The 8,100-nt window shown below is 29.5% G+C and carries 9 protein-coding genes; all 9 read right to left on the bottom strand.

Annotated features, from left to right (window positions below):
- Positions 1-224: 224 nt before the first annotated feature.
- Positions 225-1,001, bottom strand: a complete 777-nt coding sequence (locus tag ACRC03_RS06265) for a SigB/SigF/SigG family RNA polymerase sigma factor (protein ID WP_438651697.1) — start codon at positions 999-1,001, stop codon at positions 225-227.
- Positions 1,001-1,408 (bottom strand): anti-sigma B factor RsbW, encoded by a 408-nt coding sequence (gene rsbW / locus ACRC03_RS06260; RefSeq protein WP_438651696.1) that lies wholly within the window; start codon positions 1,406-1,408, stop codon positions 1,001-1,003. Before rsbW ends, ACRC03_RS06265 begins: the two co-directional genes overlap by 1 nt.
- Before the next feature lie 3 nt (positions 1,409-1,411).
- Positions 1,412-1,729, bottom strand: coding sequence for an STAS domain-containing protein (locus ACRC03_RS06255; protein WP_438651695.1), 318 nt, complete (start codon positions 1,727-1,729; stop codon positions 1,412-1,414).
- A gap of 25 nt (positions 1,730-1,754) precedes the next feature.
- Positions 1,755-2,012, bottom strand: coding sequence for a DUF948 domain-containing protein (locus ACRC03_RS06250; RefSeq protein ID WP_438651694.1), 258 nt, complete (start codon positions 2,010-2,012; stop codon positions 1,755-1,757).
- Positions 2,012-2,299 (bottom strand): YtxH domain-containing protein, encoded by a 288-nt coding sequence (locus ACRC03_RS06245; protein ID WP_438651693.1) that lies wholly within the window; start codon positions 2,297-2,299, stop codon positions 2,012-2,014. The genes ACRC03_RS06250 and ACRC03_RS06245 overlap by 1 nt, the downstream gene beginning before the upstream one ends.
- A gap of 61 nt (positions 2,300-2,360) precedes the next feature.
- The gene (gyrA, locus tag ACRC03_RS06240) at positions 2,361-4,787 is read right to left on the bottom strand and encodes a DNA gyrase subunit A (RefSeq protein ID WP_438651692.1); all 2,427 of its coding nucleotides are present in this window, start codon (positions 4,785-4,787) and stop codon (positions 2,361-2,363) included.
- Positions 4,788-4,805: 18 nt separating this feature from the next.
- Positions 4,806-6,707: a DNA topoisomerase (ATP-hydrolyzing) subunit B gene (gene gyrB / locus ACRC03_RS06235; RefSeq protein ID WP_438651691.1), complete on the bottom strand. Its 1,902-nt coding sequence runs from the start codon at positions 6,705-6,707 to the stop codon at positions 4,806-4,808.
- Positions 6,708-7,823 carry a DNA replication/repair protein RecF gene (recF, locus tag ACRC03_RS06230; protein ID WP_438651690.1) on the bottom strand — a complete coding sequence of 372 codons (1,116 nt, stop codon included), beginning with the start codon at positions 7,821-7,823 and terminating at the stop codon, positions 6,708-6,710. It lies immediately after the preceding gene.
- A 15-nt stretch (positions 7,824-7,838) separates the two neighbouring features.
- A complete protein-coding gene (gene yaaA / locus ACRC03_RS06225; protein WP_438651689.1) occupies positions 7,839-8,045 on the bottom strand; it encodes a S4 domain-containing protein YaaA in 207 nt (68 codons plus the stop codon).
- Positions 8,046-8,100: the final 55 nt, after the last annotated feature.

The raw sequence follows: 8,100 nt of genomic DNA, 5'->3' as shown, positions 1-8,100 counted from the left end.
AAATATAATTTAAAAAGTTGTCCATCGCTCAGCTAATCATTATCTGAATATCTGGCTTGGTTTGTTTGTGTTTTAATTCTGTTAAGAATTATGTTTGTTTCTATAAATTAACCTACTGTTTAATTTTCAAAGTTCATATTCTCCGACATTTCTTTTTGCCGTTATCCCTTTTCTTAGGGACAAGTAATACTTTACTATACTATCAACAGTAGGTCAATACTTTTTTAAATATTTTTTTCATATTCTTTTTTTAATTTTTCTACTATCTTTTTTTCTAGCCTAGAAACAGTCATTTGAGATATTTCTAGCTCTTTTGCTATTACTGATTGTGTCTTATCTAAAAAGAATCTATCTTTAAATATTTTTACTTCTAGTTCATTTAATTGCTTTATAAAGTTTTCTATAAAATCTTGTTGCTCTATATTTTTGAAGCTCTTTTCTTCATGTCCTACTTTATCCATAAGAGTTACATCTTTATCTTCTGAGTCTTCATTACTTGATGAATCTAATGATATAGGTTGATATCCATATGAAGCTTCCATCGCTTCTAGAATTTCTTCTTCGCTACAATCTAAATACTCTGCAATATCTTTTACTTTAGGATGTTTTTTATTTTTTTGTTCTAGTATAAGCTTCGCTTCACTTATTTTTTTATTTAATTCCTGTACTCTTCTTGGAACCCTTAATGTCCATACTTTATCTCTAAAGTATTTTTTTATTTCACCAACTATAGTCGGTGAAGCAAAACTACTAAACTCATAACCCTTATCTATATTGTATCTATCAATTGCATATATTAAAGCTAAGGAAGCTACTTGATATATATCTTCAAACTCTACACCTTTATTTATATACTTCTTAGCCAGTAAATTAACTAAATATAAGTGTCTTTCTATAAGAATATTTCTAATTTCTTTATCATTTTTATTTTCACTATATATCCTAAATAGTTCCTTAGTATCTATATTTAGATAATTTGTAGCATTAGCTACATTTTTCATTAAATATCAACTCCTAAATATTTAGTCATTTTTATAGTTGTTCCTTGTTTTCCTCTAGATTCCATGTTAACTTCATCCATAAGAGTTTGAATTATAAATAATCCTAAACCATTTTCCTTTGGATTCGCTAAATCTGGAGCTTCTATTGAAGCTATATCATAACCTTTGCCATTATCTTTAATTTCAATTTCTAATCCATTTTCTATTAAATTATATATAACAGAAACTTTATTATCATTACTATGCTTTATTGCATTTGTACATGCTTCTGATACAGCAACCTTCATATCTTCTATATCTTCTATTGAAAAACCTACTTTATTAGCTATTCCTGATGTTGTTAATCTTATAATACTTACATAGTCAGGAGTTGCTGGTATTTCCATTTTTATAGTTTCCCAAGTCAATGCTTATCCCTCCACCTTAAATATTTTATCTAGACCTGTTATAGTAAAAATCTTCTTTACATTAGTTTTTGGATTTATTATATATATGTCTTTTTCATTTATTTTTAATTTTTTTAGGACACCTATCATAACTCCTAGACCAGTTGAATCTATATAATCTAAGTTTGTAAGATCCATTTTTATATCAATCACTTCTTCATCTGTTAACTTATGTAAATGCTCTTTTAGTTTATCACATGTAGATACATCTAATTCTCCTTCAAGCATAACATCCCAAAACTTATTTTGAGAATCTAGTTTAGAATTTATATTTATTGACATTTCCAAACCTCCTTTAATCCTTTAATTATCTTTTCATAAATCTAAATACTCTTGTTAAACTAGTTAGTTTATTTACTACATCCATTATTTCTTCTGCTTCCTTTGTTATTGAAGCCGCATTTTCAATAATTTCATGTATGTGTCTTTCATTATAATCAATTATTTTATTTGTCTTTTCTACAACTTTTGTAGTACTATGTAATAATTTACTTACATATATAGCTACGATAAGAGTCGATGAACCAATTAAAACGGCTCCTATTTGCCACCCTAATGCATCCATTATTTACTTTCTCCCTCATCATTAAAAGTTTTACTTATTACTATTTCTTCTTCTGATATTTGTATTTCTTCATCATCTGATATATTGTTGTCTATTATATTACTTACTTTATCTTTTACACTCTCTAATGTTTCTTGTAGAACTTCTTTTGGATTTTCTTTCACTTCTTCAAATTTGTCTTTAGCTTCTCTTCTTAATTCAGAGCCTTTCTTTGGAGCTAAAAATAAACCTGCTATAAACCCTAAAAGTGCACCTATTATAAATAATTTTCCTCTTTTTTTGCTCATGGTACTTCTCCTATCTTGAATAATTGTATGTTAAATTAAGGAAAAAGAATAGGATAAAATCCTATTCTTCTTCTATATTTATTTTAGCAATAGAAACTACATTAACTTCATCATCAGTCTTCATTAACTTAACTCCACTTGTAACTCTTCCAAATAATGATATTTCGTTGACTCTTAATCTGATAAGTACTCCATTTGAGTTTATTATCATCATCTCATCATCTTCATTTACCATTTGTGCCCCAGCAAGTTTACCTGTCTTATCTGATATGTTATAAGTTTTTATACCTTTTCCTGCTCTTATTTGACTTCTATATTCTGCTATATCTGTCCTTTTTCCAAATCCATTTTCACTAACTACTAATACTTCTGTTCCTTCATCACATAAGTTCATAGATACTACCTTGTCATCCTTTGATAAAGTAATACCTTTTACTCCCATAGCAGTTCTACCCATATATCTTATATCATTCTCATCAAACTTTATAGACATACCATTTTTAGTTACTAAAAGAACTTCTTTAGTTCCGTCTGTTAATTTAACACCGATTAACTCATCATCTTCTCTTAGTCCTATCGCTATAAGACCTGACTTATTAATGTTTTTGAATTCTTCACGCTTAGTTTTCTTAACTATTCCTTTTTTAGTAGTTAATAATAGATATTGATTAGCATCTTCGTCATCTATCGCTATTAATTTTGCTATCTTTTCATTAGGTCCTAATTGAAGTAGGTTTACTATAGCAGTTCCTTTAGCTTGTCTCTTACCTTCTGGTATTTCATAAGCATTTATTTTAAATACTCTACCTTTGTTAGTAAAGAATAATAATCTACTGTGAGTCGTAGTTGAGACTAAGTGCTTAACAAAATCTTCTTCTCTAGTTGTCAGAGCAGATATACCTCTTCCGCCCCTCTTTTGACTCTTATAGTTATCAGCTGGAACTCTCTTTATGTATCCAAAGTGAGTAAGAGTTATAGCTATTTCTTCTTCTTCTATAAGATCTCTTTGATCTATTTCACCTTCAGCATGCCTAATTTCAGTTCTTCTTTCATCAGCATAGTTTTCTTTTATTATCAGCATTTCTTCTTTTATTAAATTAAGAAGTAATCTTTCATTGGCTAATATTTCTCTTAATTTATTTATTAAAGTCATTAATTGCTCATACTCATTTTCAATCTTATCTCTTTCTAATCCAGTAAGTCTTTGAAGTCTCATGTCAAGTATTGCTTGAGATTGTATATCACTTAAACCGAATTTATCTATAAGACCATTTTTAGCTTCTTGAGTAGTCTTAGAAGCTCTTATTAAGCTTATTACAGCGTCTATATTATCTAGTGCTATTCTTAATCCTTCTAATACATGTGCTCTAGCTTCAGCTTTGTTTAATTCAAACTGTGTTCTTCTAGTAACAACTTCTTTTTGGTGTTTTACATAGTAGTATAGCATTTGCTTTAAATTTAATACTTTCGGTTCTCCATTAACTAGAGAAAGCATTATTATACTAAATGTATCTTCCATTTGAGAATGTTTATAAAGATTATTTAATACTATATTAGCATTAGCATCTCTCTTAAGTTCTATAACTATTCTCATTCCATTTCTATTACTTTCATCTCTTAAATCAGAAATTCCTTCTAATTTTTTATCTTTGACTAAGTCAGCTATTTTTTCAACTAATCTCGCCTTATTTACTTGATATGGTATTTCAGTAACTATTATTTGTTGTCTACCTTTTGGTAATTCTTCTATATAAGCTCTTGCTCTTACTTTTACCTTACCTCTACCCGTTTGATATGCATTAGCTATATTTTCTTTTCCCATTATTATTGCTGATGTTGGAAAATCTGGACCTTTTATATATTGCATTAAGTCTTCAACGCTACATTCTTCATTATCTATTAAATGCATAGTTGCATCTATAACCTCTGCTAAGTTATGAGGTGGTATACTTGTTGCCATACCAACTGCTATACCATTAGAACCATTGACTAAAAGGTTAGGATACCTCGCTGGTAATACAGTTGGCTCTTTTAAAGATTCATCAAAGTTAGGAATATAATCAACAGTTTCTTTATCTATGTCTCTTAGTAATTCCATAGCTAATTTACTCATTTTAGCTTCAGTATAACGCATTGCAGCTGGTGAATCTCCATCTACAGAACCAAAGTTACCATGTCCATCAACTAATAAACCTCTTGTTGAGAAATCTTGTGCCATTCTTACCATTGCAAAATAAACTGCAGTATCTCCATGTGGATGGTACTTACCTAGAACGTCCCCAACTATACGGGCAGACTTTCTATAAGGTTTATCTGGCGTTAAGTTTAATTCACTCATTGAATATAATATTCTTCTATGAACTGGCTTTAATCCATCTCTAACATCTGGAAGAGCACGCCCAGCTATAACACTCATCGCATAATCCATATACGAATTTTTCATCTCTTCCGAAATCTCTAAAGGGATTATTCTATTATTTTCTTCCATGGATACTCATCCCCTCTCTTATATATCTAAATTTTTAACGTATTTTGCATTTTCTTCAATAAATTCTTTTCTTGGAGCAACTTTATCTCCCATTAACATCGAGAATATCTCGTCTGCTAAAACTGCATCTTCTATTGATACTTGTAATAAAGTTCTTGTTTCTGGGTTCATTGTAGTATCCCATAATTGTTCTGCATTCATCTCTCCAAGCCCTTTGTATCTTTGAAGCTCTACACCTTGTCTTCCTATCTCTTCTAATAATTTATTTAATTCTTTATCTGAATAAACATAGTGTTCTTTCTTTTGCTTCTTAACTTTGTATAGAGGTGGTTGAGCAACATATATATATCCATTCTCTATAAGAGGTTTCATATATCTGAAGAAGAATGTCAATAATAATGTTCTTATGTGAGCACCATCTACATCAGCATCGGTCATTATTACTATTTTGTGATATCTTGATCTTTCTAAATCAAATTCATCACCAATACCACAACCAAATGCTGTTATCATATTCTTTATTTCATCTGAAGATAATATCTTATCTAATCTGGATTTTTCAACATTAAGTATTTTACCTCTTAGTGGTAATATAGCTTGTGCATGTCTATCTCTACCTTGCTTAGCGGAACCACCGGCAGAATCCCCTTCGACTAAGAATACTTCACTCTTAGCTGGATCTTTCTCCGCACAGTCAGCTAATTTCCCAGGCAATGATGTACTTTCTAGTATACTTTTTCTTCTAGTTAATTCTCTAGCTCTTTTTGCAGCTTCTCTAGCTCTTTGTGCTCTAAGTGCTTTTTCAACTATTATCTTAGCTGTATTTGGATTTTCTTCTAAAAATCCGCCTAGTTCTTCAACTGTTATACTATCAACGATACCTCTCATTGTAGAGTTACCTAATTTTGTTTTAGTTTGTCCTTCAAATTGAGGATCTGGAAGCTTTACTGATACTACCGCAGTAAGACCTTCTCTTATATCTTCTCCTAATAAATTAGGTTCGTTTTCTTTTATAACTTTATTTCTTCTCGCATAATCGTTAACTGTTTTTGTAAGAGCTGTCTTAAATCCACTTAAGTGAGTTCCACCTTCGTGAGTATTTATATTGTTGGCAAAGGAATATATGTTCTCTGTATAGCCATCAGTATACTGCATTGCTAACTCAACAATGTGCTCATCTACCTTTTTATCAATATAAACTATATCATCATGAATTCCAGTTCTAGATTTATTTAAATACTTAATATATTCAACTAAACCTCCCGTATAATAGAATTCTTTTTTCTTTTCTCTATCTGCTCTTTTGTCTTCTAATATTATTTTTACACCTTTATTTAAAAATGCTAATTCTCTAAGTCTATGCTCTAATGTCTCGTACTTGAACTCTATTTCATCAAATATAGTTGCATCTGGCATAAAATGTGTTATTGTTCCATTATGAGTTGACTCACCTACTACCTCAAGTTCTGATGTTGGTATACCTTTTTCATATGTTTGTCTATATATTTTTCCATCTCTATAAACTTCTGCAACTAATTTCTCTGATAAAGCATTAACTACAGAAACCCCAACTCCGTGAAGACCACCAGATATCTTGTATCCTTCTCCACCGAATTTTCCTCCTGCATGAAGTACTGTTAATACTGTTTCTAGAGTAGATTTACCTGTTTGAGGATGCACCTCAACTGGTATACCTCTACCATTATCTTTTACTGTTATACTTCCATCTTCATTTATTGAAACATATATTTTTGAACAATAGCCTTGTAATGCTTCATCTATACTATTATCCACGACTTCATAAACTAAATGGTGTAATCCTCTTGGCCCTGTAGAACCTATGTACATACCAGGTCTAATTCTAACAGGCTCTAATCCTTCTAATACTTGTATCTGACTTGCACCGTATTCTTGTTTCATCTAGTTCCCTCCATTCTCTATGTTAATAACACGACCTTGCTCAATATTAAAAATCGTAGTATTACTTTTTTCAAATATGCTTTTATGTGAAACCTCCGCTGTAGTTATAAACATTTGAACTACACTTAAGTTTTCGACCAATAGTTTTTGTCTTATTTCGTCTAATTCACTAAATACGTCATCTAAAATTAAAATAGGATATTCTCCTACTTCATTTTTAATAAGTTCTATTTCTGACAATTTTAATGAAATTGAAGCTGTTCTTTGCTGGCCTTGAGATCCATAAAGTCTCACATCTAATCCATTTATAAATATATTTAAATCATCCTTGTGTAATCCGTATCTAGTTGTTCTAGTTTCTATATCATGATTTCTGCTCAACTTAAGCTTATCTAAGAATTTATTTTGCACAATTTCTATAGTATCATCCTCACATATATTAATTTGATTTTTATATGTTATTACTAGTTCTTCAATACCATTTGTTAAGTTTTTATGCATATTTTTAGATATATTAGATATTTTTTTTATAAAATCTCTTCTCAATATGTAAATATAGCCCCCATATTGGGCTAGACTTTCATCGTATACATCTAACAATGCTCTATCGATATCTCTATTTTTTAATAATTGATTTCTTTGAAATAAAACTTTGTTATAATTTGTAAGATAATTATAATATTTAGGCATGATTTGACTTATCTCTTTATCAATAAAAGATCTACGCTCTTTCGGCCCATCTTTTACTAACTTTAAATCTTCTGGCGAAAATATTACAACATTTAAATTTCCAAGTAAGTCATATATTTTTTGAATGTGAATTTTATTCACTTTTATACCTTTTTTATTTTTACTGATAGCTATTTCTATTAATCCATTAGTATATTCTTTTGAATAACTACCTCCAACATATAAGTTTTCAGTATCAAATTTTATAATTTCCTTGTCTTTATTAGTTCTGAAAGATTTTCCAAAAGAAAGCATATATATAGATTCGACAATATTTGTCTTACCTTGGCCATTTTTGCCTACTAGAAGATTTATTTTTTCATTAAAGTCTAAATGTAAATTATTATAATTTCTAAAATTAACTAATTGCAAACTTTTTAGTCGCACAAAGGGCTCTCCTTTTTACACTACTTTTATTATCTTTCCTTCAACTTCGACAACATCTTGCGGCCTTAATTTTTTTCCTCTTCTTGTTTCTAGTTCACCATTCACTTTAACTAGACCTTCTAATATTAAAAATTTAGCATGTCCACCAGTTGATGCAAGATCTGCTAATTTTAAAAATTGATCTAGTTTTATATATTCAGAATCTATAGTTATTTCAATCATAATTATTTACCTCCTATTTATTTTTACTTATTATTTTTATTATTAAGAAAATCTT

The sequence above is a fragment of the Romboutsia sp. genome (assembly GCF_051659545.1).
Lineage (GTDB): Bacteria > Bacillota > Clostridia > Peptostreptococcales > Peptostreptococcaceae > JBOFOR01.
This window is presented reverse-complemented; position numbering and strand designations above follow the sequence as displayed.